Origin of the sequence: Brevibacillus antibioticus (assembly GCF_005217615.1) — a bacterium.
Taxonomy (GTDB): Bacteria; Bacillota; Bacilli; order Brevibacillales; family Brevibacillaceae; genus Brevibacillus; species Brevibacillus antibioticus.
Genome location: NZ_SZNK01000001.1, coordinates 5860206 through 5887014 on the forward strand (window position 1 = coordinate 5860206; position 26809 = coordinate 5887014).

The following is a 26809-nucleotide window of genomic DNA, read 5'->3' on the forward strand; positions in this document are numbered from 1 at the left end:
AGGAGTGCAAACTGGATGGCAGTACAAGTGGGAAGCATCATCGAAGGAAAAGTGACAGCGATTAAACCGTTTGGGATGTTCGTAGCAGTCAGCGAAACCGAGCAGGGGCTGGTCCACATTTCCCAAGTAGCAAACGGTTTTGTTAAGGATATCAATGATCACTTTACCGTGGGGGCACAAGTAAAGGTAAAAGTACTCTCCATTGATGATGCAGGTAAAATCTCGCTTTCGGTTCGCGCAGCACTCCCAGCGCCTGAGCGTCCGGAACGTGAAGAACGCCGTGGTGGTGGATATCGTGGAGGCGACCGCGGAGGGAATGCAAAACGAGATAGCGGAGCTTCTTTCGAAGACAAGATGAAAAAATGGATGAAGCACAGCGAAGAGAACCTAGCGACAATCAACAAAAAGAACGCAAAACGCGGCTACTAAGCCTTGCGATAACTAAGAAGGACGGGATCAAGCTCCCGTCCTTTTTTGCGTTTCCTGTTCGAAAGGATTCCCCTCTTTTTCCCAGTATTCCATCCCGCCAAGCATCTCTTTTACTCGAAAGCCGAGAGCGGCCAGTTTCGCGCAAGCCTTTGCAGCACCGTTGCAGTTGGGGCCCCAGCAGTAGACGACCAGGAGCTTGGTCGGGTCTAGAGTAGCCGTGGTTTCAGCGGTAATAAGCGAATGGGGGAGATTCAGAGCCCCGGGAACGTGACCATCCCGATACGCTTTCTCGCTGCGAGCATCCAGGATGTAGAAGCCTTCCACACGGTTTTGGATGTCATTCCACACATCAGAGACATCTGTCTCAAGAGAAAGCTTGTGGAGAAAATGAGTGCGAGCTACTTCAGGTGATGCGGTGGGTGTTTGCAAAACAAGGGACATATCAAAATCCTCCTCGTTACGTGTGATGGTGATGTACAAAGCATAGCATTGAAGCAATCATTACAGTTATCTATACTATTCAATAAGAATCATTACTCATTTCTATGGGAGGAAGCTTGGATGGAGCTGGTCTATCTACATACTTTTCGCGAAGTAGCCCGGTATGGGAGCTTTACACGGGCAGCAGAAGAACTGGGCTATGCTCAACCGACGGTAACGGCCCAAATGCAAAAGCTGGAGCAGTCGTATGGAGCGCCGCTATTTGAAAGATACGGACGCAAGCTGCGACTGACGCAAGCAGGTGAAGCCTTGCTGCCGTACGCACGGGAATTGATTCGTCTATATGGGGAATCTAAAGAAGTGATTAAGCAACAGACGACAGGTCCCATTGCCATTGGAACGATCGATACACTGGCGGCGTTCTTTCTACCACCGTATTTGCAGGCTTTTTGTCAGCAATATCCTCAGGTTGATTTAGTATTGCGGACGGCTGGGGAAGCAGAAATTGTGCAACAGATCAGGGATGGTTATCTCGATTTCGGGATCATTTTCGATCGCCCTTGTACAGATCCTGAGTTAATCACCCACGTCATTCGCGAGGAAGAATTGGTGATCGTCATGCCACCCGCCCATCGATTCACAACAGCAACTGCACTCACTGTCCATGATTTGGAAGGGGAGCCGCTTGTATTGACAGAAGAAGGCTGTACGTATCGGGGCATGCTGCTGGAGGCTTTTGGTGAGGCGGGGATGACGCAGCGAAGCGCCTGCCAATTCAGCAATCCGGAAGCGATCAAGCAGTGTGTACGCTGTGGCTTGGGTGTGGCATTGCTGCCGCACATGGCGGTCAAGAGAGAGCTCGCAGAAGGGGTGCTTACAGCCATCCCGTTTCAGTCGGATAAGCCGCCGTTTTCCATTCAGCTTGTCTATCATAAAAAGAAATGGCTATCACCTTCGATGGTGACGCTTGTGGATACGATTACGAGATCACAGAGAGAGGAATCGTGAGCAGGATGCAGCTAGATATTTCGCCATTTGTCGCATGTACTCCTGAGGAGACAATTTATCCTGGAGTGCGGTTGTATACCGTCAGCTACTACAGTCAAGACTTGCTGGTAAAAGCTGCATTGGCTGTGCCGGAGGTTTATTTTCAGGAGGGAGCATGTCTACCGGCTCTCCTGTATTGCCGAGGCGGGATAAAAGGAGTGGGACGCGTCAGACCCGAGAGAATCAGTCAGATGGCTGCTTTTGGCTACGTGATCCTCGCTCCTCATTACCGCGGCAACGAAGGCGGAGAGGGCCGAGATGAATTCGGTGGGGCAGACAGGCATGATGTGTTTGCCGCATTTGAATTGCTCCGCAGCCTAGAGAAGGTGGACAAGGGGCGAATCAGCGTCTATGGCTTTTCACGCGGTGGCTTCATGGCCTTGTTTGCCGCAATGGAGTGCAAGGGCGTGCTGTCTTGCGTCGTATGGAGTGGGGTCAGCGACATGTTTTTGACCTATGAAGAGCGGGTTGATCTGAGAAGGATGCTGCGCAGAATCATCGGTCATCCGCGTAAGCAGGAGGATGCTTACCGCGATCGGACGCCTTTGTATCGGATGGACGAGATTTCTTGCCCGGTGCTGATCATACATGGAACGGAAGATGAGAATGTGGGAGTGGAGCATGCTCATAAATTGGCAGATGCGCTGACGCGGGCAGGCAAACCGTATGAAAAATGGCTGGCGCAAGGGGCCAGCCATCTGTTTATCGGGGAGGATATGGAGATGTATACGCGCAAGATGTTCGCTTGGCTGGATGCGCAAGTCTAATCTTCTTTTGGTGTAAGCGGCAGCGTAATGATGATTTCCGTTCCTTTCCCCAGCTTGCTGTTCACGTGCAGCTCCCCACCGTGGTTTTCGACCATTCGCCGCGAAATCGGCAGCCCCAGTCCTGTCCCATCCTCTTTTAAGGAGAAGAACGGATCGAATATACGCACCAGATATTCTTGGGGAATGCCTTCACCCGTGTCTTTGACATGAATATGGACAGCTTGATCATCCAGGCGGCTTTCAATGGAGAGAACGCCGCCGTCTTTCATGGCTTCAATGCTGTTTTTCATTAAATTCAACAGGATTTGCTTTAATTGCTCGACATCAACGTGAATGCGAACGCTCGGATCGCAGCGGTCTACGATTTGGATTCCATGCAGCATCGCCTCGGCATTCATCAAGGGAAGAATCGAATGAATGACTCCAGTTAGCGCAACCTCGCGATAATCGGGCTTAGATGGTTTGGAGAGCATCAACAACTCCGTAACGATGCGGTTGACCCGTTCAATTTCCTGCAAGATTAAAGGCAAGTAGTACAAATCACGCTCTTGATTCGATAAACGTTGTTCCAATAGCTGGATAAAGCCGTAGATGACCGTGAGAGGATTGCGAATCTCATGGGCGGCTCCCGCTGCCAGCTGACCAACCATGGCCAGCTTTTCGGATTGATTCAAGTACTCTTGAATTTGCTCTTGCTCCGTAATATCCAAGAAGGCGACCATCCACCCTGTTTCCTGATCGTGGTGATGATTGTGCAAAGGGATGTAGGAGACCAAGGCAATGAATGGTGTGTCGTCTTTTTTGTACAAGGTCATTTTGCGATTGACGAACCAGGGAGTCGGTTCATTGGGTGTAGGTGCTGCAAAGGAATCCTTGGACACCGGGTAACCGTGATCATCGAGCTTGACCAAATGCTGTGCCAGCTGGTTAACATGACGTCCGACTGTCGCATGGGAATGGGTAATAATCCCGACAGGCAGGGAGTTTAAGATTTGCTCCCGGATGTTTTTTTCTTCGGTCAAAATTTGCCGCTGTCTTTCATCTTGTGCAAATAGATTGGCGATGCTACTCGACATTTTGTTGAACTCCTGCGCCAACTCGAGGAATTCATCTTGATGGGTATAGACGATTTGTTGACCGAATGTCCCTTTGGATACTTCACGGGCTTGCTGCATCAGAGACTGGATCGGACGCAACAGCTCATTGCGGAAGTAGAACGTGCAGAACAGCCCAAACAAGATAGAGGCCACGGAAACCGAATATGTCAGGATCAACGAGACTTTGATGCTCTCACTCGAATTCTGGAACTCTTTGTTCGTCTGATACTCCAGCTGGTTGAGTGAAAAAGACAGATCTCGATCCAAGCGATCGAGCAATGGTTGTACTTCGTTGGTAAGTACATAGCTGACGGCTGGAACGTTCCCTGCTTGCAGCAAGGGATTGATTTTGTTCAAAAAGATAAAGTCCAGTTGGGATATCGATTCAATAATGGTAAATAAGCCACTGTTCGCCTCGGTTTTGGGAAGCGAGGAAAAGCGAGCCGTATCGATCAGATTTGTATAGTACTGATCCAGGTAAGACTCGTTGCGTGTCAAAGTATACATGTTCAGCGCATACGTCTTGGTGTATATCTGGTTTTTGACTTCTAGTAAGGCGCTCGTCTGCGGCAAGAGGTTTTGTGTCAAATACACTTCATCAGAGGTGACCTTGGTCATTTGATAGCTGAACAGGGTCGTCACGCAACCGATGAGAAGCATCATTACGAGATAGCTGAGCATGATTTTTTTCTGAAATCCGAGATTGCTGAAAAGGGGCATGCTGATTAACCTCCATACGAGCCACGGGAAGGAATGAAATTTTGCAATTCCCGTTCTAAATCTTTACGCACATTTGCTGGCACCATGTGACCGAATTGACTGAGATGGTTGACTCCTTCGGTAAGTCCGTACATGACTTTTCCATTGGGGAGTTTCCCTTGAATAAACTGTTCCGTGATGATGCGGTAGCATTGGCGAACATCCTGCATCATGGAGACCAGCACGTAATCTGGAGCGATGTAGCGCTGGTCGGCAATGTATCCGATGGTAAATACTCCTGCGCGCTGTGCTTCTGTAATCACCTCGAGATTGAAGCTGTCGCCAGTGGTGTAGATGACATCCACACCTTGTGAAATCATGTCGCGAGTCTTGCGAATGGCTCCCTCAATATCATTGAAATCAGGAACCTTTCCCACGACGATAGAGGTTTTGGGCGATGCCTTTTTTACTCCTTCGATAAAGCCTTCTACTTGAAGGAGCTCAGTTGGCTTGTCTACCATGATGTATCCGACTTTATCCGATTTCGTCATTTTGGCGGCGAGGATACCGACGAGCTTGCCCGCAGGCTTCATATCGTAACGAATCGTCGTCTGATTCGGATGCGGAGCCTCTCCATTAAAGGAAACAAAGTGTGATTTCGGATAGCGAAAGGCCACGTCTGTAAAAGGATCAGAGAAGATGAGGCCATGACCGAGGATGAGATCATAGTCGTTGGCTGCATATTTCTCAGCCAACTTTTTGATCTGCTCCGGTTTTATATTATTGGCGATTTCGAGTGAGAAGTTAAATCTTTTTTGCAATTCTGTCATACTCTCCAGTGCACTGCTGTTCCAGCCCTGATCATAAGTGGGGCCCTCCAGTAATAGGGCGACACGCACTTTGTCAGAAGAATGGCTGCTTTTATTTATGACTTTATCGAGATGCTTCATGCTTGTAACGAATTGACTGGTAATGAGCAGTAGCAGCCCGACTACCAAACCGGTAAATAAGACGGGAAATGGCAGCAGCTTTGGCATGCGGGATTCCTCCATAGAAAAAAAGCATAATCCACTTAATATGATAGATACACGTCATGCCTATTATATAGGTTCTCTGAGGGTTGTGCATGGAAAAAAGGGATACGGACAGGCTAATCAAATGGAGAACATATCTCCTTGCCAAGAGGGAACAGAAGGGAGGCGTACACGTGATGGAAAACGATATGGTGGAAATCCCACAGATTCATATTCCTGATGAGGTTACACAGGTCGATCGACCGGAGATTGGAGAGACCACTCCACACCCGAAACCAGATAGCCCTCTGGCGTCGAGCCGGACAGTCGAACTCGCCAGCGACAGCGATTCGAATGAGAGCAGCGAGCGAATCGGATTTATTTCATAATGCCGATCGGAGTGCCTATTCGACAAAAGAAGTCATTTTCTCTCGTGGACAAGGCTTGCAATTTCTGCAAAAGTAGGAAGTAGAATAGCAAGCGAGATGCGAGGGGATAAGATTGCATGGCCCGATTGCTGATAGTAGATGACGCAGCCTTCACGAGAAGGGTGCTGACGGATATGTTAGGCGAACAACATGAAGTTTGTGGAGAAGCGTGCAATGGTTTGGAGGCAATTGAAAAGTACAAAGAGCTCAAGCCAGATATTGTCACGATGGATATTACCATGCCGCACATGCACGGGATTGAAGCTATGCGTCACATCTTGGATTTTGACCGTGATGCCAAAATTTTGATCTGCTCAGCAGTTGGGCACCGGCAGAAGGTGCTAGAAGCGATGAGGACAGGCGCGAGTGATTTCGTCGTAAAGCCTTTTCAAAAAGAGCAGATTCTCGATGCAATCGCACGGCTTTTGTAAACAGGAAAAAGCAAACAGCCGCCAAAACCCGGGTGGGAAGGCGGCTGTTTTTCTATAAAAGAAGATTTACAAGCGGATTTCTATTCCAATGCCGTTTGCTTTCGCCCGTTCATAAACCGTTTTGGCGACGGCTGTGTCTAAATAGGCAACACCCACGGATTTGTACAGCGTGATTTCTTCATCATTTTCTCGGCCAGGCTTTTTCCCGATCAGAATGTTTCCTAGCTCCGCGTGCATTTGTTCGAAGCTCCATTCTCCGCGTTCAATCGGAATGAGCAGATCGCCTGCCTCATGCCGGGCTCCCTCCAGTGTATCAACCACGACTTTGCTGTTTTGTACGGTAGTCAAGTCGACCTCCTGCATATGAGGAAGAAAAGCACCGATGGCATTGATATGCGTACCAGGTCGTAAGCGTGTTCCATCAAACAACGGGCTGGTAGCCTTGGTGCTGCAAATCACGATTTCGGCATTCGCCACCGCTTCATTGGCATCATCCATAACTGTGATTTCACCTTGCCACTCCGGGTAGAGGGATAGCAGTGTTTGTTTCATTTTGTCTGCTTTCTCACGTGTGCGGTTATAGAGATAAAGGTTTGTCAGCGGACGGACTTCCATGACGGCTTGAATTTGTCCGATGGATTGTGCCCCGCAGCCCAGTACAGCGCAGCTTTGCGCATTTTCTTTTGCCAAGTATTTGGTTGCAACACCACTGCTTGCACCTGTGCGCATAATTGTCAAAAGGCTCGCGTCCATCATCGCTACATGCTGTCCCGTTTTTGCTTCGGTCAACACGATCACACTTTGGAGTGCTTTGATATCATGCTTGTGATTCTCTGGGAAAATGCTGATGATTTTGACCGCTACGTAATCGTCCGTTTCCAAATAGGACGGCATGTATAGACTGGTTGCTCCGTATTTCGGATGGTCAATGGCAGTACGAACAGGGGTGGTGACGTTTCCTAGCATATGCTCACGGAAGACATGCTCCACATCTTCCAAACAATCTTTCATTGTGTAGATTTGTTCAATGTTTTCACGGCTTAATAGTAGCATCTCATTCTTCCTTTCCATCAGGATTCGTCCAAATCCAAATCCTTTGTTTCCTTCGTAGCAGAAACTGCAATGAGAGAAATAACCCCGGAAATTACAATGTACAAAGCGATTGGCACCCAGGAGTTAAAGGAACTTAACAAGGCAGTAGCGATCAGCGGAGCAGTACCCCCCGCCAAAGCTGCACCGAGCTGATAGCCAATAGTAACCCCAGTATAGCGTACATTCGTGCTGAAAATCTCCGAGAACATCGTACCTAATACAGCTGTGACCGGAGCCCAGAGAATCCCGAGTCCGATGACAGTCGCGACGGTAAGCCAGAGGGCTGATTTCAATGACAGCATATAAAAGTAAGGGAATGCAAACAGCATCATTGCTATCGTTCCCCCGATATACAATGGCTTTCTGCCTACTTTATCTGACAGCATGCCCATGTACGGAATCGCGATGGTTGTCACTAATGTGGCGATCGTCACGGCATTGAGTACCGTTATTCGGTCGTAGCCCAAGTAATTCGTCGCGTAGGCAATAATAAACGTTGAGAAAATATAGAACGGCGCCGTCTCTACCACTTTGGCTCCGACGGCAATCAGAACAGCTTTCCAGTGATAGCGGAATGTATCGACGATGGGAACTTTCGCAATGTTCCCTGTCTTTTTTGCTTCTTGAAAAGCTGGTGTTTCATCGATACCATTGCGAATCCAGAGTCCTAAAAAGACAAGTGCTGCACTCAACAGAAACGGAACTCGCCAGCCCCAAGACATGAATTGATCATCGGGAAGCGCACTCATCATCGAAATAGCCAACGTACCGAGCAGCATGCCGATCGTTACACCCATCTGTGGGATACTTCCAAAAAAGCCGCGTCTGCCTTTGCCGGAGTACTCTACGGCGAGAAGCAATGCACCTCCCCATTCACCACCGATCCCCAAGCCTTGAATCAAACGCATCAGCACGAGAAGAATGGGAGCCCAGATGCCAATGGCATTGTAATCAGGTAGCAAACCGATCAAGACGGTAGCGCCTCCCATCAGCGACAACGTCAAGACCAGCGTTTTTTTACGACCGATTTTGTCTCCGATATGACTGAAGATCACGCCACCCAATGGCCGGATGAAAAAGGGAAGACCAAATGAGAGATAAGAGAGCAGTAAGCCTACAGTTGGATCAGAAGAAGGAAAAAATAGCTTGTTGAATACGAGCGAAGCCATCGTTCCATACAGAAAAAAGTCAAACCACTCAATGGAGCTGCCGATCAGGCTCGCGACCAACGCTTTGTTTTGAACCTTTTTGGAAACGCCCGCTTGTGTTTGTAATGCCATCGGGTAATCCTCCTTTGTCGGTAAGTATTGAAGTGTCACTTCAATTTGTGGGTGAAGTAGCACTTCAATTTCCAAAAATAAAGCGATTACAATTCTGATAATGATAAATATTATAAAATGCCATACAATTTGTAGCAATAGTAAAAATTGATACTTATGCTAACTTTACAACTTTTTTCAGGAAAGAGTATGATAGACCTATCCTTTTTACGGCGAGGTATGCAAATGGAACCTACCATTGGTGTATTAATCAAATCGCTTCGAGTCGGCAAAAAGAAGACACTCAAACAAATTGCGGAAAAAACACAGCTGTCGATCAGCTTTTTGTCCCAAGTAGAGCGTGGGAAGTCTTCTATTACACTGGAGTCATTGAAAAAAATTTCGGAAGCCTTGGGAGTGAGCCCAGGCTATTTCTTTTCGGGTGAGTCGAGTGGAGGGAATGGGCAGGTACGCAGGGCGAGCAAAGAGCGATCCCAGCTTCTGTATGCGCCTTTTGTGTATGAGGACCTGTCCGGTGATTTGGAGAATCCGTCACTGGTACCGATTCTCGTCACGCTTTCCCCGCATGGAGAAAAAGGCACGCCTTTTGTACATAAGGGGCAAGAGTTTATTTACGTCCTCGCGGGTGTGCTGACACTTTTGCTGGGGGAAGAGGAGCATGATTTGTTCCCTGGCGACAGTATTCACATGGATTCATCCGTACCGCACAACTGGGTGAACCGTACAGGCGAGGTCACCCGATTCCTTTGTGTCAATTCACATGACAGCGACAGGTTACCGAACGCTCCTTATTAATTGAGCGAGACCGTTTAGCGAAGCCATGTTTTCTACTATAATAGAGGAACGCGTAGAAAAGAGCGGTAAAGAGGTGAAAGTGTGCCCGTAGAGCCTAATTATTTTCAACAGTATCAGCATGCTGATATCGACGAATTAGCTGATGCCATTGGAGAACTTTTGCAAAATCCGATAACGGTTGAAGATGCCGATCATAAACTGATTGCTTACAGCTCACACGGAGAAAGCACAGATGAAGCGCGCTGGTCTACCATCATGGGGCGACGGGTACCGGAAAGAGTGCTGACGCGCCTCTGGAAGGACGGCGTATTCCAGGAGCTGTTAACGAAAGACGACCCCGTACACATCCCAGCAAAGGACGAAATCGGCTTGGGGAAACGTGTGGCGATTGCCATTCGCAGAGGGAGTGACGTGCTCGGTTACATTTGGGCACAAGAGGTAAATCGACCGATTACCCGGGAAGATGATGAGATTCTTCGTCAGGCCGCACGCGTAGCTGTCTCGCGTCTCATCCAGCGGCAGGGAAAACGCAAGGCGGAGGAACAGCGACGCAAGGAATTTCTGTGGGAGCTGTTGCTGGGGAATCACAGCAGTGAGGCTGCTATTCGCCAAAAAGCGGACACCTTGCAGATGCAGCTTCCGACCTCTTATTTAATCTGTATTATTGAAGCGGCAGGAGCCCGTCTGGACCAGTACTTGTATCCGTTATTAATGCGTGACAAGCTGCTCTGGGTTGTCGACGGTTCCCAAATCATCTTATTGATCGGTCTGTCCGATGCGAAAAAAGAGAAGAGCGAAGTGCTCATTCGCAAGGTGGAACAGTTCCTCGCAGACTCGCTCGGCAAGCTCGAAGCACATGTCACGGAAGGACGCCAGGTGATTGCTGGCTACGGAAGAGATTACAAGTCTTATACAGATATTGTGAAGAGCTACAGGGAAGCACTGCATGCGCTCAAGATCAAGAAGCTGTTCCCGCAGGAAAATGAAGGGATTCACGGGTACCACGAGCTTGGGATATATCGCTATCTACTACAACTGAAGCAGTGGGAAGAGGAGCAAGGCTATCAAAATGAACGGCTGGAAAAGCTCAGACAGTACGATCGCGACAACCAGACCACGCTCTTGACGACATTGGAAACTTTTTTGGATGCCGCAGGCAAGGTCAACAAGACAGCAGAGCGCCTGCATATTCACATTAATACATTGAGCTACCGACTGAGACGAATTGAGGAGATCATGCGTGTCGACCTCGACAACATGAACCAGCGGGCTGCCTTATATGTAGAGTTGAAAATAGCCAAATTAGATGGGGAACAGTAGTTTGTTTGTGAATTTTCACAAATAAAAAGACGCTAAAATTAAAGGAATCTCCAAGGAGTATGCCCGAAGATACGCTGTACAATAATAGAAACCGCAAAGAAATTGGCGTTTCCAAGGAGGACATACTTATCATGATCGTTGGAATTCCAAAAGAAATTAAAAATAATGAGAACCGCGTTGCCATTACTCCGGCAGGTGTAGCTGCTCTGGTACAAAACGGACATTCGGTTCGTGTCGAAACAAGTGCAGGGCAAGGCAGTGGTTTTACGAATGAAGATTACAAGGCAGTAGGTGCTGAGATCGTAGAAACCGCTTCAGAGGCATGGGCATCTGACATGGTGATGAAGGTAAAAGAACCACTCCCTGCTGAATACGGATATTTCCGCGAGGGTCTGATTCTGTTCACGTATTTGCATCTCGCACCAGAGCCTGAATTGACTCGTGAATTGCTCGATAAAAAAGTGATTGCAATCGCTTACGAAACGATTCAGCTCGACAATGGCGCTCTGCCTCTGCTGATGCCGATGTCTGAAGTAGCAGGCCGCATGTCCGTTCAAATCGGCGCGCAATTCTTGGAAAAGCAATACGGTGGAAAAGGTGTTCTCCTCGGTGGCGTACCAGGTGTACCAAAAGGCGAGGTAGTTGTAATCGGCGGTGGGATCGTAGGGACAAACGCAGCGAAAATGGCGCTTGGACTGGGTGCAAATGTGACGATCATCGATGTAAACGCAGACCGTCTGCGCCAACTGGATGACTTGTTCCAAGGCCGCGTTCAGACGCTGATGTCCAATTCCTTCAACATCGCAAGCGCTGTGAAAAAAGCAGATTTGCTGGTAGGCGCTGTACTCATTCCAGGTGCTCGTGCTCCACGTCTGGTAACAGAAGACATGGTAAAAGAGATGTCACCTGGTTCTGTGATCGTAGACGTTGCGATTGACCAAGGTGGATCGATTGAAACCATTGACCGTATCACGACTCATGACAAGCCAACCTATGAGAAGCACGGTGTGATTCACTACGCTGTAGCCAACATGCCTGGTGCAGTCGCTCGTACATCTACATTGGCCCTGACCAACGTAACCGTTCCATACGCGGTACAATTGGCGAACAAAGGCTACGCACAAGCGATTCGCGACAACAAAGCATTGGCAAAAGGCGTAAACGTCATCGACGGCAAAGTAGCTTATAAGGCTGTTGCAGATGCGCATAACCTGCCGTATGCTTCTATCGAAGAAGTTTTGCTGGTGAAAAACTAGCTTCAACGGTAAATAGAAAAGAAGAAACTGCTTGTCCGAGCTTACGGCAAGCAGTTTTTTTATTTATTCAGTTGGAGGAAGTGGGTCAGACCGAATCCATCTTCATTTTTCCAGCACCATAATGGCTTGACCAATCCCGATTTTCTGTCCACTTTCATGAAAGACTGATCCCCCTGTACGTGGTGGTGCTGTTAGGATTTGCCTGCATACTTGGAAATATGTATCACGTATAAAGGTTACATCCTCCCGAAAAAGTATGGTATTCTACTATGAGGTAAAAAGGTAGAAACGGAGTAAGGAGTGCAGCCGATGTATCAGCTCATAAGAAAATATCTGTTCCAGCAAGATGCGGAAGAGATTCATGAAAAGACAATTGGTGCCTTAAGGCTGGTGGAGGATTCTGCTCCAGGCAAAAGCATCCTGAAGTTGATCTATCAGGTAAAAGACCAGCGGTTGGAGAATAAGCTGTGGGGAATGACGTTTCCGAATCCAGTCGGACTTGCAGCCGGTTTTGATAAAAATGCGGAAGTCTATCATGCGCTAGGTGCCCTTGGTTTTGGGTTTGTGGAAATCGGGACATTGACGCCACAGGGGCAGCCAGGCAATCCGAAGCCCCGATTGTTCCGATTGCCGGAACATCAAGCTGTCATTAACCGGATGGGCTTCAACAATCACGGTGCGTATTTGGCTTCCCAGCATTTGGTCGATTACGCATACTCAGATGTTCCGATTGGGATTAACATTGGGAAAAACAAAGTAACGCCGAATGAAGAGGCGGCCATCGACTACAGCAAATGTATGGACATGCTCTATTCATACGGTCACTATTTCGTTATTAACATCAGCTCTCCGAATACCCCGAATCTGCGTGACTTGCAGGAAACAGAGAGCTTGCGTCATTTGGTGCGTGCAGTAAGGGAAAAGGCGACCGAAATGGAAGCACGCTCCATCAAGAAAAAGCCGATTTTGCTGAAAGTAGCACCAGACATGTCAGATGAGCACATGCGCGATGTTGTTCATGCTGCTGTTGAAGAGGGCATTTCCGGAATTATCGCTACCAATACGACACTATCTCGCGAGGCGGTTTCCGGACATCGATTTGCCGAGGAAGCGGGTGGCTTGAGCGGAAGACCTCTTACGGAGCGTTCCACAGCTTGGGTGAAGGAGATTTATCAAGAAGTAGGAGACAAGGTACCAATCATTGGTGTCGGCGGTATTTATAATGGTGAAGACGCCTACGCGAAAATCCGAGCAGGAGCCAGTCTCGTTCAGGTGTATACGGGGATGATTTATCAGGGCCCAGGTATCGCCAAGCAAATCAACAAAAAACTGCTCAAGCTCATGCAGCGAGATGGTTTTAAACATATTAGTGAAGTCATTGGCGTAGACGCAAAAGAATAGACAGAACAAGTACGCATAGGTCGATGGCTCTGTTTGTAGTGGGTCATAGGCTTATGCGTTTTTACTTATATTCTTCCGATTTATGTAGTGATCCGGTATAATAATGTGGGACAAACAAGAATTGTCTGTCAATTTTATATTGTCGGCGTTAGGTGCCTTTATGTGACGCATAAAGGGTAACAGGGAATCGGGTGAAAGTCCCGAGCGGTCCCGCCACTGTAACCAGGGAGCTCTCTTTGAGAAGGAAACCACTCATCTTCGTATGGGGAAGGACAAGGAGCGCATGGATCTGGAAGCCAGGAGACCTACCTAGTAGCCACACCCACAGAACCTTCGCGGAAAGGAGCGGTGAATACGAGGCAATGAGGCTGTCTAATCAGTCTGTTGTTTTGTGCGCACGTCTCGTCCATTGTTGGAGGAGATTTTTTTGTGTAGGAAAGAACGAAAGTCAGTGAAGGAGGATAAACATGAATCGATCTCGTCTCGTATCTACTTGTCTGTTGATAGCGGGCTTTGTCCTGTATTTTCTGCTCAATGAACCAGAGACAGGACACGCGATGCACATCATGGAAGGGTATTTGCCATTATCCTGGGCCTTATTTTGGTGGGCTGTCTTCTTGCCATTTTTTATTCTTGGGCTTCGCTCGATTAACAAGATTGTAAAAGAACATCCCGAAATGAAGCTCCTTATTGGTGTTGCAGGAGCATTTGCATTTGTTTTATCTGCACTGAAAATCCCTTCGGTTACAGGCAGCAGCTCTCACCCGACTGGAACGGGCCTTGGCGCCATTATGTTTGGGCCTTTTGCGATGTCTGTGTTAGGGAGCATGGTGCTCTTGTTTCAAGCCTTGCTTTTAGCACATGGAGGTCTGACTACGCTAGGGGCAAATGCTGTATCCATGGCAGTAGTAGGTCCAATGGTGGCATACGGTATCTATCGGATAATTATGAAAGCTAGCGGAAGCCAGCGTCTGGCTGTTTTTGCGGCGGCTGCCTTGGCTGACCTCGCTACCTATGTGGTGACTTCGATTCAACTGGCTCTCGCATTTCCAGCTGAATCTGGTGGAGTGTTGGCCTCGTTTGCCAAATTCGCAGGAATTTTTGCGTTCACGCAAGTACCGCTCGCCATCAGTGAAGGTCTGTTGACCGTTCTTGTTTGGAACTGGTTGTTATCTTACAACGCAAAAGAGCTTACACAGCTTCGTTTGCTCAAACAGGAGGAATCGCTGTGAAAAAAGGATGGAACTGGCTGTTACTCTTGGGGGTAATCGTACTGGCGATTGTCCCGCTGTTGCTGGTACAGGATTCGGAATTTGGCGGCGCAGACGGCGTGGCAGAGGAAGCGATCAAGGAAATCGCTCCGAACTACGAACCATGGTTTCAACCGCTGATAGAACCGCCAGGGGGAGAGACGGAGAGTCTATTGTTTGCGGTGCAGGCGGCGTTGGGTGCGGGAGTGGTTGGCTATGCCGTGGGCTTGTACAAAGGTCGGTTGGATAAGCGGAAAAAATGAACGGGCTACAGCTTGATTCTCTCTCTTATCAAAACAATCTGAAACGTCTACCGCCAGCTCATAAGTTATTGCTGGCGAGCGCATTGTTACTGCTCGTCTTGCTGGGGCATGTATGGATGCAGATGGCTGTCGTTGTCTGGATGACGGTATGGGTAGTGGTGTATGCCCGTATTCCTGTCCGTATCTACTGTGCCTTTATGATCGTGTCGCTCTCGTTTTTCGTGGCGGGGCTCCCTGCGCTATTGGTAGAAGGGGCGAGAGCAGGCGAAGTACAGGTCCAGGTCGCGGCAGCATGGGAGTTGGGTTCGTACGTGCTCTACGTGCCGACGTCATCATTCAGTAAAGTTTGGATCTTATTTTGGCGTACCATGGCGAGCTTATCCTGCTTTGCCTTCATTTTGTTTACCGTGCCGTTTGCCGAAATCTTGCAGGTGCTCCGGCGACTTCGTATGCCTGTCCTTGTGACTGACTTATTAATGATCATGTATCGGTTTATTTTTGTGTTAGTAACGATTTCTCACCAGCTATGGATTGCGCAACGTTCTCGCGGAGGTCATCGCGACTTCCTGGCGACGCTTCGGGATGCAGGGGTTCTCGTTGCGCAATTGTTTGTCAGAGCGATGCGCAAATACGAAGCCTTGCACAAAGGTATGGCGGCTAGAGGCTTCGGGGAGAGCATGCAGGTGCTCTCGTTTCATACTCACGCTCGCTCGCGTCGCTATGAGTGGGAGTCAATCGCAGGCTGTATGCTGCTGGTACTGCTTGAGTGGTGGACAGGAGGTTGGCGGTTATGACATCACGATTGTTGGAGTTCATCGATTTGCAGTACACGTATCCGGGAGGGCGGGGCCCCGTCTTGTCAGGGCTGTCCTTATGGATTCCAGAGGGGAAAAAATGTGTCCTTTTGGGACGGAATGGCTGTGGGAAGTCGACCTTGTTCTTGCATAGTAACGGGATCATCGAGCCACAGCAGGGACAGGTGCTGTGGAAAGGAAAACCGCTTGTCTACAAACGAGCCGCACTGCAAGAGATGACGCAAAGGGTAGGCTTGGTCTTTCAAGATCCCGAGCATCAGTTGATCGCAAGCACGGTCGCGGAGGATATATCCTACGGTTTATGCAATCAAAAGCTGCCTGTGGACGTAATCCGGGCAAAGGTAGAAAAGGTGCTGGATGCATTCGGGTTGAGGGAGCTGGCAGAAGCTCCGATTCATCATTTGAGCCTGGGACAAAAACGGCGGCTGGCACTCGCGGGAGTCATGGTCATGGAGCCAGAGCTGTTGCTTTTGGACGAGCCTACTGCGTATCTGGATCGCTATCAGACCAAAAATTTGCTGCGGGAGCTCGATGCGATTCACCAGCAAGGAACGACTGTTTTGATGGCAACACACGATATGGATATTGCGTTTGAATGGGCAGAGTGGATTTGCATCATGGATGAAGGCAGGCTTGTTTTCGCGGGAGATCCGCAGGAGGCATTAGAAAATCGAACCATGCTGGAGAGTCTTCATCTGGGTATGCCGTTGCTCGTTGATGTGTGGGAGGTACTGCCTGAGCAGTGGAAGCGCGAGCTGGGCGGAAATATTCCACGTTCGGTCGACGAGCTGCGAAAAATGCTCAGTGTTCAGCGGGTGTGGTGAATGGGGTGAGCGCTTTCGGGCAAACTAACCCCAAAAAGCCATGGAGGTACGCTGGTATGGAACAAGACTCTGTCATGAGTACATCAGTCCCGAATCACCAGGAAAAAGGAATTTCACGCAAGCTGAAGGATGAATTGATGTATCAAGTATTAGAAAAAGATATGACCACCGTCGAGCAGGAAAAGAAGCTAAAAGATGATTATTTAAAAGGAAAAGCGTAAATTTGCGCCAAAAAGCCCTTCTCGGCCACATCAAGGCGTGAAGGGCTTTTTTACATGGAATAATCCCCGTACCCACCCTCGTCTGTCAGACAAAATCAACACACGGTAGTTACAATACAACGTACGCAGTACTCATGTCACAATGCTGGGCATCTTATGTAAGAGAGGGATTTGAACCCTCGGGGTGGCCCCTCGACTCTGCTGGAATTTTCAACATATACCCTGTTGAAGGGGGGCGTGTTCGCCTTTTGCAGACAGACTACCGACTTCCATGCGTCTTACGTTAAGCTTCTTGCAGTTCTGTTAACCAGTTGAATTGTTGAATGCTTGCATCCAATTCCCGGTACTGTTTAGACAGCTCATCGACTTGCTTTTGCAACTGGCCAATACTTACGGTCGAGCAAATCTTGACCTCTGAGCGGCTATAGCGATCATGCTTGACTGTGGCTGCCTGGATCAGGTCGGCAGCTCATGCCGCTTTGCACCAAGAATATCACGTTTGGTTAACGCATCTGAGAGCGTCATGGTGTCCTGAAAACGGCAGGACGCATTGGTTCGATTCGCTTTTGATAATCGGCACGAATGATTAACGCTTCCGCGAGTTTCACAACCGTAACCCCCTGATAAAATATGGTAAAATTTGATTTTCGCTGAAAAGGTAAGAAGATTTGCACGGATTTTGTAGGGATATGTCCATTCATCACGAATAACGTAAAGAAGGCACTTACTTACAATGGGAGAAGTGATGAGGTTGTGATTTCAACTTTGAATAAGACGCTATGCGTTCAGCAACTTGTAGAAAAATTAAGAGACAAGCAGCTTCTTCATGTACCAATCGCTGATCTTCGAGAATCCAATAACGCGTTGTATGAATACGTCAATCAGCTCAATGACTCGATTGCGATCATTCCGACTACGATTAATTCCGTCATTACAGGCGTCATCCGCTTCCAGGAAGGGTACTTTATTACCCTGGGCATGCTTATTTGGAAAGACGCTAACAAAAAAGGGGCGTTCAAAGAAGGGACATTTCTTTTTTACAAGCATGACGCTCATGATTCAATTGAAGATTGCGTCCACATTACCAATTCCATCGAAAATCACAATCTGATGGAAAGCCTGTTCTTTGCCTGCTGCGAGAGTAAGGATGGCAATTCCGTGCTTTCCTATTCGCATATCGAGCATGCGATTACATACGGGGAGCTGTATCGTGACATGAAGACCAAAATCAAAAAAGGGTTTGCGTAATCGCTGCAAAACAGGAGGTGGAATAAACTTTGACATGGCTTCTTTGCTTGCTGCTTGTGACTAGTTCTTCTGGTACTTGGGGAGAGCCTTTGGCGGTCATTCAGAATGAGCTGATCGAGCGCGAGGCACATACATTCGTGGAGCGATTCATGGTGGAAGATCTCGAAAAGCATCCCGATGTCCAAGTGTATATCGTAGCAAAAGGGTACGAGCATGTTTTGAAAAAGGATGGCCAGACAGACGCAGCATTAGTTTCACAGTATGGACTGCAGGATCCCGAGAGAAAAATCGAAGGCATAGATAAGGAAACAATCGAGAGACTTGAAAAGAAATACAACTTGAAGCCACCAGAGCCCGAAATTATCTCATACGATCAGCATATTCTCGTAGAGCGTTTGGAAAAAGACAACAGAATTCGCAATGTGATGATCATCACGGTCATTAGCACACACAATCGGGTAAGAATAGACTTTTTGGATGTTAGAACAGGTAAGTTCCAGTCCGAGAAGAGCAATGGACCGATGTCCTATGATTTTGGTGGTCCAGGGTGGCCGGAAGAGCCAATCAAGAAGTAGGTTTTTGGTAGATGGAAAACCTTTACATTATAGGTTCTGAGTGATATACTGCTTTAAATTTTAAAAATTTCCAATTGAAGAGGAGTTTACCTATATTATGATGACCAAGAAGTAACGTCTTGCCATCCACCAGTTGGCCCGACCCCCTCCATGTAAATGGTTTTGTCTAACCACAAATAAAAACCACTTACAACAAAATGGAGGAATATCACGATGAGTAAACCTGAAATGAATGTTGCCTTAGTAATCGGTCCGGATACGGATCTGGATAGCCAAGCAATCCGGAATACACTTGAGTATTTTGGAGCTCGTGTCTTTACGTACTGGATTGGTCGACCAAGCGATTTGATTGATGTATTGAATGGCAACGATCTCTACCCAAATACCGACATGATTGTTCTGAATTTCCATGGTGATGAGGGAAGCCTGATCATGCCAGAGCTGGGCGAGGAGGTTTACGAGGAAGGGGAACCAAAGGGTGATTTTGGTCCTGACGAGGTTAGACGTTTTGCCAAGCTGGATGGAAAAATCGTGTTAGGTAACGGATGCTCGCTGGGTGATCCCGAATTAGCGAAGGCCTTTCTGGACAGTGGTTGCCATACGTATATTGGGCCAGATGATTACCCGGACGGAAGTTCTGCGCTGATGTTCACACTGCGCTTTTTCTACGAGGTAATTCAAAACAAGAAAAGCGTGGAAGAAGCTTTTCGAATCGCAAAAGCAACGGATGAAGAAACAAAGATGTATCAGTGTTATGTAAAAGAATAATTTGCAACGCAGAGGGAGCCTTTTTAAGGCTCTTTTTGCGTTTTTTTGAGTGATTTGTTACCAGATGAATAAATGGTTAGAAGAACAGAACTTTCTTGAACGAAAAATACGCTGGAGCTGATTTGGTGAAGTACGAAAAAATCGCGCCAGTCCAAGTCTTTAACCTCGATGAGGGAACATGGCGTGATCATTTGAAAAAGACGGGGGAACTGGTAAATCGCCAGCAGCAGGCAGAAGACTTTATGAAGGAGTATGACGCGCAGGCAGAACGCGTAAAAGCGATGATTCAGAAGAAGATCGGAAAAGATGCATCAGTGATGGCTGTTCGTGTCACAGCGAAAGAAGTTCGAGTGATGGGGATGAAACAGCTATCTTCTTGATTGTCAACAAAGACGGTGATGCCCAAAAAATCGGGAAGCAGCTTCAGGAAAATCCGATTTGGCAAGGCTTGAAAGCAGTGAAAAACAATCATGTGTATGTGCTGAATGGACAGCCGTGGCTGGACTACTCATCACTGGGACACAAAATTGCATTGGATGATGCAGAAAAACTGTTTGCTGAATAATCTAGTCAGTCGTTGAAAAAGGGCGTAGGCAAATGCTTGCGTCCTTTTTCTTTTAGGTGAGTGTACAGGCAAATCATGAGAAATGTGCATACAGTAGGGTGTCTAAGGAAAGGGGGAGACAGAATGGGTTTCTTTGATGGCTTTGACGACTTTGCTCTGATCCTGGTCCTTTTCATTTTGTTGGTAATTGTCGGTTGTGATTGTAATTAGGTAAAGAAGTAATGCAAAGGGACAAACGATCCCTTTGCATTATTCATTTATGAAATGAGGTGAGAGTGAAAAGTGGCTAGACAAATGAATGGCTTTAGCCCTGAATTTGCAGATTGGCTGAAATCAAATAAGGTCTCGGTCAGAAAGCTGCAGAAGAATCCAGAATCCCTTGGGCAGTATTATCAAGAGTGGGCAAAAACGAGCCGTCGGACGAGAAAAGAGTCCCGACCACCACGGCTTTCTAATCTAAATCTTGATATAGGCACAATCCTCAATGGTGTAAAAGTAGCGAACGAGGTATTCAAAACTTTCCAAGGAGCAAATGGGATTGGAAGTATGTTTAGAAGGTTTATGTAGGGAAAACACGAATCTTACCAGGATTTATTCCACTAACCCCAACTCTTCATAAACCTTGCTGGACACAACACCGTTTGATATTAATTTTCGATCCCTTTGAAATTTCTTTAGAGCTGCAGTTGTCGAGGATCGAAACTTGCCATCGCATATTCCGTGATAATAACCACCGCTCTTCAATCGAGATTGAATGAGCTGTACATCTCCACCAACGTCGCCCTCGGCTAAATCTCTAGGATTGTGGCTCGGGTCCCCCAATACATGACCATAAATCGTTACTTTTGTTCCGAGTGGAATCATCTTGAACAGTTCGATGACGTCGTTGTTTCGCATGCGGATACAACCATGGCTCAAATGCTGTCCGATGGAGTGTGGCTTATTTGTGCCGTGGATGCCATAAATTCCCCAAGGGACGTTTAAACCTAACCAACGTGGACCGAATGAGGCTCCCCAATCTTTTCCTTTGGATATGATTTTGTATTCTCCAACCGGCGTAGGTGTAGAAGGATTACCAACTGCAACGGAATAAGTTTTTACTGTTTTTCCGTGCTTTTTGACAAGTAACTTGTGTTTTCTGGGATAAACCTCAATCGTAATAATCCCTTGGTCGCTAATGATTGGTAACGAATGCTCGGCGTAAACGATTTTCTGACCGATTTCGATTTCTACAGGAAAGCCTACGGCTAGGAGAAGAATGGTAGCAAAATAAATGAGCAAGTGAGTTATCGTTCGATACACCATTGTCAATGTTCATCCGATCATCTGTTTTTTTCGCAGTACAACTTTAGTTTGTGAATGAAAACAGCATTTTATTCGGGTGCAAGTGAAAGCCCTCCTCATTTGAGAAGGGCTGTTTCTTTGCTTATAGGTCGTAATACAGTTCATACTCTTTCGGATTCACAGTTCGCTCAACTTGCTCAATCTCACCGCGTTTTTGTGCAATCCAGCCCTCGATTACTTCTTTTGTGAAGACATTCCCTTTGAGCAAGAAAGCATGGTCTTGTTCAAGTCCAGCAAGTGCTTCTGCAAGAGAGGCGGGAGCGCTCTTGATCTCGTGTTTTTCCGCATTGGACAAGTCGTAGATGTTTTTATCCAATGGCCCAAAGCCCAGTTCACGCGGGTCGAGCTTGCGCTTGATGCCATCGAGGCCTGCCATCAGCATGGCGGCAAATGCCAGGTATGGGTTGGCAGTAGAGTCCGGGGTGCGGAACTCAATGCGGGACGCTTTTGGCGTAACGGCAGCAATCGGAATCCGAACGGCAGCAGAGCGATTTCCTTTGGAGAAGACCAGATTTACTGGTGCTTCGTAGCCCGGAACCAGTCGCTTGAACGAGTTGGTGCTCGGGTTAGTCAAGGCGATTAACGCAGGGGCGTGGTGCAAAATACCACCAATGTAGTGCAGCGCAGTCTCACTCAGGTTTGCGTAACCGCCTTGCTCATAGAATAACGGGGTATTGCCGTGAAACAAGCTTTGGTGAACGTGCATCCCAGATCCGTTGTCACCAACGATTGGTTTTGGCATGAAAGTAGCTGTTTTGCCATGCTTCGCAGCTACGTTGCGCACGATGTATTTGAACAGCAATAGATTGTCTGCTGTACGAGTCAGAGTATCGAAGCGGAAATTAATCTCACCTTGACCGGCTGTTGCCACCTCATGGTGATGGCGCTCTACATGCAAGCCGCATTTCGTCATCAACGTGCACATTTCATTGCGGATATCCATTTGCGAGTCAGTTGGTTGAACAGGGAAGTATCCGCCCTTGTTGCGTACTTTGTAGCCGAGGTTTTGTCCTTCTTTACCTGTGTTCCAGAAGGCTTCTTCTGAATCGATATGGAAGAAGGAGCCGGACGGACCAGAGGCATAGCGTACGTTGTCAAAGAGGAAGAATTCGGATTCTGGGCCAAAGTAAGCAGCGGTAGCGAGGCCGGATTGTTGCAGATAGGCTTCGGCCTTGAGGGCAATGCTGCGAGGATCGCGTGTGTAGACGGTGTTGTCTGGATTGACGATGTTGCAGACCATATTCATGGTTTTGGATTCTACAAAAGGATCGATGAAGGCTGTTGCCGGATCGGGCATGGCTACCATGTCGCTTTCTTCAATAGACTTGTAGCCGGTTAGACTGGAGCCGTCAAAGGCGACGCCATTGCGGAATGTTCCTTCATCGACCGCGTAGGCAGGAACGGTGACATGGTGCTGGCGGCCAAGCAGGTCAACGATGCGAAAATCTACATATTCCACTTTTTCTGCGTCAATTGTGGACAAGACTGTTTTCATATCCAACATGACTCACTCCATTCACGAATGAAAGTTATGAATTCATTATAATGTTTGCCAAGAGGTTTCCTGACGTTTAATGTTATATTTTCTAACATTGTATTGTGGGGTTTAGAAAATGGTTACTTTCTAATAAAATGTAGACAAACCATGACTTATAAACGCGGAGGCGATATAGATGAAGGTTCTCGTACTGGGAGCGGGAGGCATTGGCGGTTATTTTGGTGGCAGGCTAGTTGAATCGGGGGTAGATGTAACGTTTCTTGTGCGCGAGCGTAGATACAAACAGCTGCAAGAGAGAGGCTTGCGCATTCAGAGCACTCATGGGGATTTGTTTTTGGAGCAGCCACAACTGATTCAAGCAGGGGAGGAAGCAGGACCATTTGATGTTGTGCTTTTATCCAACAAAGCTTACACGCTGGAAGCTAGTGTGGATGCCATCGCTCCGTACGTAGGTGAGGATACGGTCGTCATTCCGCTGCTGAACGGAATTGCGCATATGGAATTGCTATGGGATCGTTTTGGCCGGGAGCGCGTCCTCGGTGGTCTTTGTTTCATTGAGACGACGCTGAATGCTGACGGAGATGTCGTGCAGACAAGTCCTATTCATGATACGGTTTTCGGTGAGTGGGAAGGCGGCAAAAGTGAGCGTGTAGAGCGTATTGAGCAAGCCTTTTCCAAGATCAACGGAACGATGCGTGCAAGCGCCAATATTCAACGGGAAGCCTGGCACAAATACTTGTTTATTGCGACGTTTTCCGGTATTACCACACTGATGAATTCCGCTGTTGGACCTATCCGAGAGTCGGCTTGGGGCGTAGAGCTGACACGTCAGCTCGCTGAGGAAATCGCTTCTGTCATGAATGCCTTGGAGGCACCAATCAAGCCGGATATCGTCGACAAACAAATGGAGACTTTCCAAAATCAGCGTCCTCAAACGAAATCGTCCATGCTACGTGATATGGAAAAAGATCTTCCGGTGGAAGCGGATCATCTGCAAGGCTATCTCTTGGAGCGAGCGCGACAAAAAGGCTTGTCCACGCCGCTCTTAAAAGTTGTCTATAATAATCTGAAGGTTTACGAACAGAAGCGTGCAGGAGACAAATAAGGTATAATACGGGGTGAAATGTCTTTCGCTCACGCATTATAAAAAGTAGGAGGGGTAAAGATGGAAGTCATCAAGATTTCCCCCCGTGGATATTGTTACGGTGTGGTAGATGCCATGGTATTGGCACTGCGAACAGCGCAAAACTTTGACTTGCCCCGCCCGATTCATATCTTGGGCATGATCGTACACAATGCTCACGTCGTCGAGGCGTTTGAAAAACAAGGGATAAAAACATTGGATGGTGAGGATCGGCTGGCTCTCCTGGATCAGGTTCATGAGGGAACGATCATCTTCACGGCCCATGGTGTGTCTCCTGAGGTGCGCAAGAAAGCGCGCGATAAAGGCTTGACCGTTGTCGACGCGACTTGTCCAGATGTAACGAAGACACATGATTTGATCCGTGAAAAAGTAGCAGAAGGCTATCATGTGCTCTACATTGGGAAAAAAGGACATCCAGAGCCAGAGGGAGCTATGGGGATCGCACCGAATCATGTACATCTGGTTCAAAAGCTGGAAGAACTGGAGGCGCTCGAGCTGCCAACAGACAAGCTGATCGTTACGAACCAGACGACCATGAGTCAATGGGACGTCAAACATCTGATGGACGCCATTCTTAAGCGTTTTCCAGGCGTGGAAGTGCATAATGAAATTTGTCTCGCTACGCAGGTTCGTCAGGAAGCTGTAGCGGAGCAAGTAGGAGAGGCAGATGTGTGCATTGTCGTAGGTGATCCGCGCAGCAACAACTCCAATCGTTTGGCACAGGTCTCAGAAGAAATCGCGAATGTTCCGTCGTATCGAATCGCTGATTTGTCTGAGCTAGACATCGAATGGCTGCGTGGAAAGAAAAATGTGGCGGTTACTTCCGGCGCTTCGACGCCGACTCCATTGACGAAGGAAGTCATCTCCTTTCTGGAGCAGTTCGATGAATTCAATCCCGCTACCTGGGAGAAAAAACGCACCGTCAACATGGCGAAAATATTGCCAACGGTAAAATAAATCATGTAGGCATGCTCTGTGTTACGTTTTCTTACACGGTTAATTAACCTCAAAATAGGAGAGTTATATGCCAGAATCACTTTCCGGTTTCGGGCTGGGGGGCGCAAAAGGCAGATACGTAAGTCTTTGCGCCCTTTATCTTTTTATTTACTACGGGTTTGGCGCTTTTGCTCCGCTCATTACGCAATACTACGAATCCATCCATCTAACGGGGACCCAAATCGGTCTCATCAGTGCAGTCGCGCCGATCGTTTCCATTGTGGCACAGCCGATGTGGGGTATGATCTGTGATCGCTATCAAATTCGCAAAACTGTGCTGATTCTGACATTGATCATCACCGGTTTGGTGGGACTTCTCTTTACGGGTGTCTCCACCTTTGTCTACGTCTTTTTGCTCTACATACTCCTGTCATTTTTTCAAAGTGCCGTCGTTCCCATCTCAGATAGCTTGGCTCTTGGTTATGCGAAGGGACATGGCATGCAGTTCGGCGACATTCGCTTGTGGGGAGCAATCGGCTTTGCCCTAGCGGCATTCATCACAGGTCTTCTCGTCGAGCAATGGGGGCCACATTTTCTTTTTTACTCGTTTTGCTTGGCGTTTCTAATTGCCATTCTGTTTCTTCAGAAGGTTCCGGAAGAAGTGACAGAGGCTTCGCGGTTTCGTGTCAGTATGCTTGCGGGGATCAGAGACTTGGCGCGAATTCCGCGATTTGCGTTGTTTTTGATTTCATCGTTTTGCATGATGGGATCGGTAAACGCCAATAATATTTGGTTTTCCCTGTTTTATCAGGATATCGGAGGGACCATTGCCGGTATCGGTCTTGCCTTCTTGTTGTTTGCAGGCAGTGAGGCTCCTTTTATGAAGCTGGCGGGTTATATTGTCCGCAGATGGGGACTGGAGCTGACGCTACTGTTGTCTGCGATTTTTTGCGCGATGCGCTGGTTCTGGTATAGCTCTGCTCCGAGTACGACTGCTGTAATTGCCATGTTTTTTGTGCAAGGCATTTCGGTTGGCTTTTATTTGGCGACAGCAGCCCAATTTGTGCGCGAAAATACACCCGCATCCCTTCAGGTGACGGCGTTGGCCATCTTCTTTTCAGTAGGAGGCGGGTTGGGTGCGATGTTTTGCAATTTGGTAGCAGGATGGATCAAAGATTCCTTCTCGATCCTTGCCATTTATTTGTTTTTGGGAATCATCACCGCGATCGGGATCATTCCTCTGCTCATGATAAAATTCGGACGGTGGAAGCAAATCTCACCAGACGAAGAAGTGCAAGCTAGTCAATGACGAGTATGCCTTGGAAGCCTGTTTCCGGATAGCCAGGTGCGTCTGATACGAAATGATACCGACCGCGTTTGGCGGCTGAAAACTGTAAGAGAGTCGATTGGGTCGGCTTCAATTCTGTGGATGTAAGGTTCAGATCACGAATGGCTAGATTGTGAGGGCGGGTATCGGTGTTGACGATCATCAACGAGACCCGCTCTCCTTCGTGTGCAGTCAATTGATTGGGCAAAAAGCCAGCGCTAGAAATCGTAACGGTATGTGTCCGCGTCGCGACAGCGTACGAGGCTGGAAGGCGATGGTAATGATGCGTCCAAAGTAGCGTTAATGTCACAGCCAGAGCGATGATTGGATAACGAAGCAGCCGATACCAGTGACGAGACATTGTGCTTTCAACTCCTTTGAGGACCATAGCATGGGAAGTTACTATTATCCTGTCCCCGGAGTGAGAGGGATAAACACTTTTTCCCTATTCGATTGAAGAAGGGGTGGAAAAACGTATGAAAAAAATCGTTTCGGGTATGATCAGCTTCTGGATGGCCGCACTTCTTGTACTTTC

33 protein-coding genes and 1 riboswitch are annotated in these 26809 nt (G+C 47.8%); of the genes, 24 read left to right on the forward strand and 9 right to left on the reverse strand.

All coding sequences use genetic code 11. The annotated features are described in order from the left end of the window. The first annotated feature begins 15 nt into the window (after positions 1-15). The gene (locus tag E8L90_RS28130; protein ID WP_048034671.1) at positions 16-429 is read left to right on the forward strand and encodes a S1 RNA-binding domain-containing protein; all 414 of its coding nucleotides are present in this window, start codon (positions 16-18) and stop codon (positions 427-429) included. A gap of 27 nt (positions 430-456) precedes the next feature. Here the strand turns inward: E8L90_RS28130 and E8L90_RS28135 are convergent, their stop codons facing one another. After that, positions 457-870 carry a rhodanese-like domain-containing protein gene (locus tag E8L90_RS28135; protein WP_137032690.1) on the reverse strand — a complete coding sequence of 138 codons (414 nt, stop codon included), beginning with the start codon at positions 868-870 and terminating at the stop codon, positions 457-459. A 120-nt stretch (positions 871-990) separates the two neighbouring features. Here E8L90_RS28135 and E8L90_RS28140 point away from each other — a divergent pair, with 120 nt between their 5' ends. Together E8L90_RS28140 and E8L90_RS28145 are read left to right on the forward strand one after the other, a co-directional pair. Then, complete coding sequence (locus E8L90_RS28140; protein WP_137032692.1) at positions 991-1878, forward strand: LysR family transcriptional regulator; 888 nt, start codon at positions 991-993, stop codon at positions 1876-1878. A gap of 5 nt (positions 1879-1883) precedes the next feature. Further along, positions 1884-2684 carry an alpha/beta hydrolase family protein gene (locus E8L90_RS28145; RefSeq protein WP_137033646.1) on the forward strand — a complete coding sequence of 267 codons (801 nt, stop codon included), beginning with the start codon at positions 1884-1886 and terminating at the stop codon, positions 2682-2684. Here the strand turns inward: E8L90_RS28145 and E8L90_RS28150 are convergent. Both E8L90_RS28150 and E8L90_RS28155 read right to left on the reverse strand, forming a co-directional pair. Beyond that, a complete protein-coding gene (locus tag E8L90_RS28150) occupies positions 2681-4501 on the reverse strand; it encodes an ATP-binding protein (protein ID WP_137032694.1) in 1821 nt (606 codons plus the stop codon). The genes E8L90_RS28145 and E8L90_RS28150 overlap by 4 nt on opposite strands. Positions 4502-4506: 5 nt before the next feature. Beyond that, complete coding sequence (locus E8L90_RS28155; protein WP_137032696.1) at positions 4507-5517, reverse strand: BMP family ABC transporter substrate-binding protein; 1011 nt, start codon at positions 5515-5517, stop codon at positions 4507-4509. 173 nt (positions 5518-5690) lie between these two features. On the opposite strand from E8L90_RS28155, the gene E8L90_RS28160 reads away from it, so the two are divergent. Continuing rightward, positions 5691-5882 (forward strand): hypothetical protein, encoded by a 192-nt coding sequence (locus tag E8L90_RS28160; RefSeq protein ID WP_137033648.1) that lies wholly within the window; start codon positions 5691-5693, stop codon positions 5880-5882. Positions 5883-5998: 116 nt separating this feature from the next. After that, the gene (locus E8L90_RS28165) at positions 5999-6352 is read left to right on the forward strand and encodes a response regulator (RefSeq protein ID WP_137032698.1); all 354 of its coding nucleotides are present in this window, start codon (positions 5999-6001) and stop codon (positions 6350-6352) included. 66 nt (positions 6353-6418) lie between these two features. Here the strand turns inward: E8L90_RS28165 and E8L90_RS28170 are convergent, their stop codons facing one another. Together E8L90_RS28170 and E8L90_RS28175 are read right to left on the reverse strand one after the other, a co-directional pair. Next, complete coding sequence (locus E8L90_RS28170) at positions 6419-7405, reverse strand: ornithine cyclodeaminase family protein (protein WP_137032700.1); 987 nt, start codon at positions 7403-7405, stop codon at positions 6419-6421. A gap of 17 nt (positions 7406-7422) precedes the next feature. Next, complete coding sequence (locus E8L90_RS28175; RefSeq protein WP_137032702.1) at positions 7423-8724, reverse strand: MFS transporter; 1302 nt, start codon at positions 8722-8724, stop codon at positions 7423-7425. Between the two features lie 225 nt (positions 8725-8949). On the opposite strand from E8L90_RS28175, the gene E8L90_RS28180 reads away from it, so the two are divergent. The 9 genes from E8L90_RS28180 (at position 8950) to E8L90_RS30395 (ending at position 16869) form a co-directional block, all read left to right on the forward strand. Then, positions 8950-9519, forward strand: coding sequence for a helix-turn-helix domain-containing protein (locus E8L90_RS28180; RefSeq protein ID WP_137032704.1), 570 nt, complete (start codon positions 8950-8952; stop codon positions 9517-9519). An 81-nt stretch (positions 9520-9600) separates the two neighbouring features. Beyond that, positions 9601-10839 carry a PucR family transcriptional regulator gene (locus tag E8L90_RS28185; protein ID WP_137032706.1) on the forward strand — a complete coding sequence of 413 codons (1239 nt, stop codon included), beginning with the start codon at positions 9601-9603 and terminating at the stop codon, positions 10837-10839. Positions 10840-10970: 131 nt separating this feature from the next. After that, the gene (ald, locus tag E8L90_RS28190; protein ID WP_137032707.1) at positions 10971-12095 is read left to right on the forward strand and encodes an alanine dehydrogenase; all 1125 of its coding nucleotides are present in this window, start codon (positions 10971-10973) and stop codon (positions 12093-12095) included. 309 nt (positions 12096-12404) lie between these two features. Continuing rightward, a complete protein-coding gene (locus E8L90_RS28195) occupies positions 12405-13496 on the forward strand; it encodes a quinone-dependent dihydroorotate dehydrogenase (RefSeq protein WP_137032709.1) in 1092 nt (363 codons plus the stop codon). A 133-nt stretch (positions 13497-13629) separates the two neighbouring features. Then, a riboswitch (cobalamin riboswitch) is annotated at positions 13630-13823 on the forward strand. A 140-nt stretch (positions 13824-13963) separates the two neighbouring features. Continuing rightward, complete coding sequence (locus tag E8L90_RS28200; protein ID WP_137032711.1) at positions 13964-14728, forward strand: energy-coupling factor ABC transporter permease; 765 nt, start codon at positions 13964-13966, stop codon at positions 14726-14728. Next, the gene (locus E8L90_RS28205) at positions 14725-15009 is read left to right on the forward strand and encodes an energy-coupling factor ABC transporter substrate-binding protein (protein ID WP_007718520.1); all 285 of its coding nucleotides are present in this window, start codon (positions 14725-14727) and stop codon (positions 15007-15009) included. The genes E8L90_RS28200 and E8L90_RS28205 overlap by 4 nt, the downstream gene beginning before the upstream one ends. Continuing rightward, positions 15006-15803 carry a cobalt ECF transporter T component CbiQ gene (cbiQ, locus tag E8L90_RS28210; RefSeq protein WP_137032713.1) on the forward strand — a complete coding sequence of 266 codons (798 nt, stop codon included), beginning with the start codon at positions 15006-15008 and terminating at the stop codon, positions 15801-15803. Before E8L90_RS28205 ends, cbiQ begins: the two co-directional genes overlap by 4 nt. Further along, the gene (locus E8L90_RS28215) at positions 15800-16648 is read left to right on the forward strand and encodes an energy-coupling factor ABC transporter ATP-binding protein (RefSeq protein WP_137032715.1); all 849 of its coding nucleotides are present in this window, start codon (positions 15800-15802) and stop codon (positions 16646-16648) included. The genes cbiQ and E8L90_RS28215 overlap by 4 nt, the downstream gene beginning before the upstream one ends. A gap of 56 nt (positions 16649-16704) precedes the next feature. Next, positions 16705-16869 (forward strand): hypothetical protein, encoded by a 165-nt coding sequence (locus E8L90_RS30395; protein ID WP_167497627.1) that lies wholly within the window; start codon positions 16705-16707, stop codon positions 16867-16869. 283 nt (positions 16870-17152) lie between these two features. Here E8L90_RS30395 and E8L90_RS31030 read toward each other — a convergent pair whose 3' ends face one another. Then, positions 17153-17329, reverse strand: a complete 177-nt coding sequence (locus tag E8L90_RS31030) for a DIP1984 family protein (protein WP_341870829.1) — start codon at positions 17327-17329, stop codon at positions 17153-17155. Positions 17330-17622: 293 nt separating this feature from the next. Between E8L90_RS31030 and E8L90_RS28225 the strand changes: the two genes are divergently transcribed. The 7 genes from E8L90_RS28225 to E8L90_RS28250 all read left to right on the forward strand — a co-directional run bounded on the left by E8L90_RS28225 (position 17623) and on the right by E8L90_RS28250 (position 20592). Further along, the gene (locus E8L90_RS28225; protein ID WP_137032717.1) at positions 17623-18117 is read left to right on the forward strand and encodes a hypothetical protein; all 495 of its coding nucleotides are present in this window, start codon (positions 17623-17625) and stop codon (positions 18115-18117) included. A gap of 29 nt (positions 18118-18146) precedes the next feature. After that, on the forward strand, positions 18147-18692 hold the full coding sequence (locus tag E8L90_RS28230; RefSeq protein ID WP_137032719.1) for a hypothetical protein: 546 nt from the start codon (positions 18147-18149) through the stop codon (positions 18690-18692). Between the two features lie 213 nt (positions 18693-18905). Then, positions 18906-19460 carry a delta-aminolevulinic acid dehydratase gene (locus tag E8L90_RS28235; protein ID WP_137032721.1) on the forward strand — a complete coding sequence of 185 codons (555 nt, stop codon included), beginning with the start codon at positions 18906-18908 and terminating at the stop codon, positions 19458-19460. A gap of 95 nt (positions 19461-19555) precedes the next feature. Beyond that, a complete protein-coding gene (locus tag E8L90_RS31160; protein WP_279633698.1) occupies positions 19556-19840 on the forward strand; it encodes an ABC transporter substrate-binding protein in 285 nt (94 codons plus the stop codon). Continuing rightward, positions 19837-20025 carry an ABC transporter substrate-binding protein gene (locus E8L90_RS31165; protein WP_279633699.1) on the forward strand — a complete coding sequence of 63 codons (189 nt, stop codon included), beginning with the start codon at positions 19837-19839 and terminating at the stop codon, positions 20023-20025. The genes E8L90_RS31160 and E8L90_RS31165 overlap by 4 nt, the downstream gene beginning before the upstream one ends. A 123-nt stretch (positions 20026-20148) precedes the next feature. Further along, positions 20149-20235: a YjcZ family sporulation protein gene (locus E8L90_RS28245; protein ID WP_016742908.1), complete on the forward strand. Its 87-nt coding sequence runs from the start codon at positions 20149-20151 to the stop codon at positions 20233-20235. 72 nt (positions 20236-20307) lie between these two features. After that, positions 20308-20592 carry a hypothetical protein gene (locus E8L90_RS28250; RefSeq protein ID WP_244297433.1) on the forward strand — a complete coding sequence of 95 codons (285 nt, stop codon included), beginning with the start codon at positions 20308-20310 and terminating at the stop codon, positions 20590-20592. Positions 20593-20616: 24 nt separating this feature from the next. Here E8L90_RS28250 and E8L90_RS28255 read toward each other — a convergent pair whose 3' ends face one another. Both E8L90_RS28255 and glnA read right to left on the reverse strand, forming a co-directional pair. Beyond that, positions 20617-21330, reverse strand: a complete 714-nt coding sequence (locus E8L90_RS28255; RefSeq protein WP_137032723.1) for a L,D-transpeptidase family protein — start codon at positions 21328-21330, stop codon at positions 20617-20619. 121 nt (positions 21331-21451) lie between these two features. Further along, entirely contained in the window at positions 21452-22870 is a 1419-nt protein-coding gene (gene glnA, locus E8L90_RS28260) for a type I glutamate--ammonia ligase (protein WP_137033651.1), read from the reverse strand. 172 nt (positions 22871-23042) lie between these two features. Between glnA and E8L90_RS28265 the strand changes: the two genes are divergently transcribed. From E8L90_RS28265 to E8L90_RS28275, 3 genes are all read left to right on the forward strand, one after another. Then, positions 23043-23972 carry a ketopantoate reductase family protein gene (locus E8L90_RS28265; RefSeq protein WP_137032725.1) on the forward strand — a complete coding sequence of 310 codons (930 nt, stop codon included), beginning with the start codon at positions 23043-23045 and terminating at the stop codon, positions 23970-23972. Positions 23973-24032: 60 nt separating this feature from the next. After that, positions 24033-24968 carry a 4-hydroxy-3-methylbut-2-enyl diphosphate reductase gene (locus E8L90_RS28270; protein WP_137032726.1) on the forward strand — a complete coding sequence of 312 codons (936 nt, stop codon included), beginning with the start codon at positions 24033-24035 and terminating at the stop codon, positions 24966-24968. A 67-nt stretch (positions 24969-25035) separates the two neighbouring features. Further along, the gene (locus E8L90_RS28275) at positions 25036-26256 is read left to right on the forward strand and encodes an MFS transporter (RefSeq protein ID WP_137032728.1); all 1221 of its coding nucleotides are present in this window, start codon (positions 25036-25038) and stop codon (positions 26254-26256) included. Here the strand turns inward: E8L90_RS28275 and E8L90_RS28280 are convergent. Continuing rightward, positions 26246-26635 carry a cupredoxin domain-containing protein gene (locus tag E8L90_RS28280; RefSeq protein ID WP_137032730.1) on the reverse strand — a complete coding sequence of 130 codons (390 nt, stop codon included), beginning with the start codon at positions 26633-26635 and terminating at the stop codon, positions 26246-26248. The two genes, E8L90_RS28275 and E8L90_RS28280, sit on opposite strands and share 11 nt — an antisense overlap. Between the last annotated feature and the right edge of the window lie 174 nt (positions 26636-26809).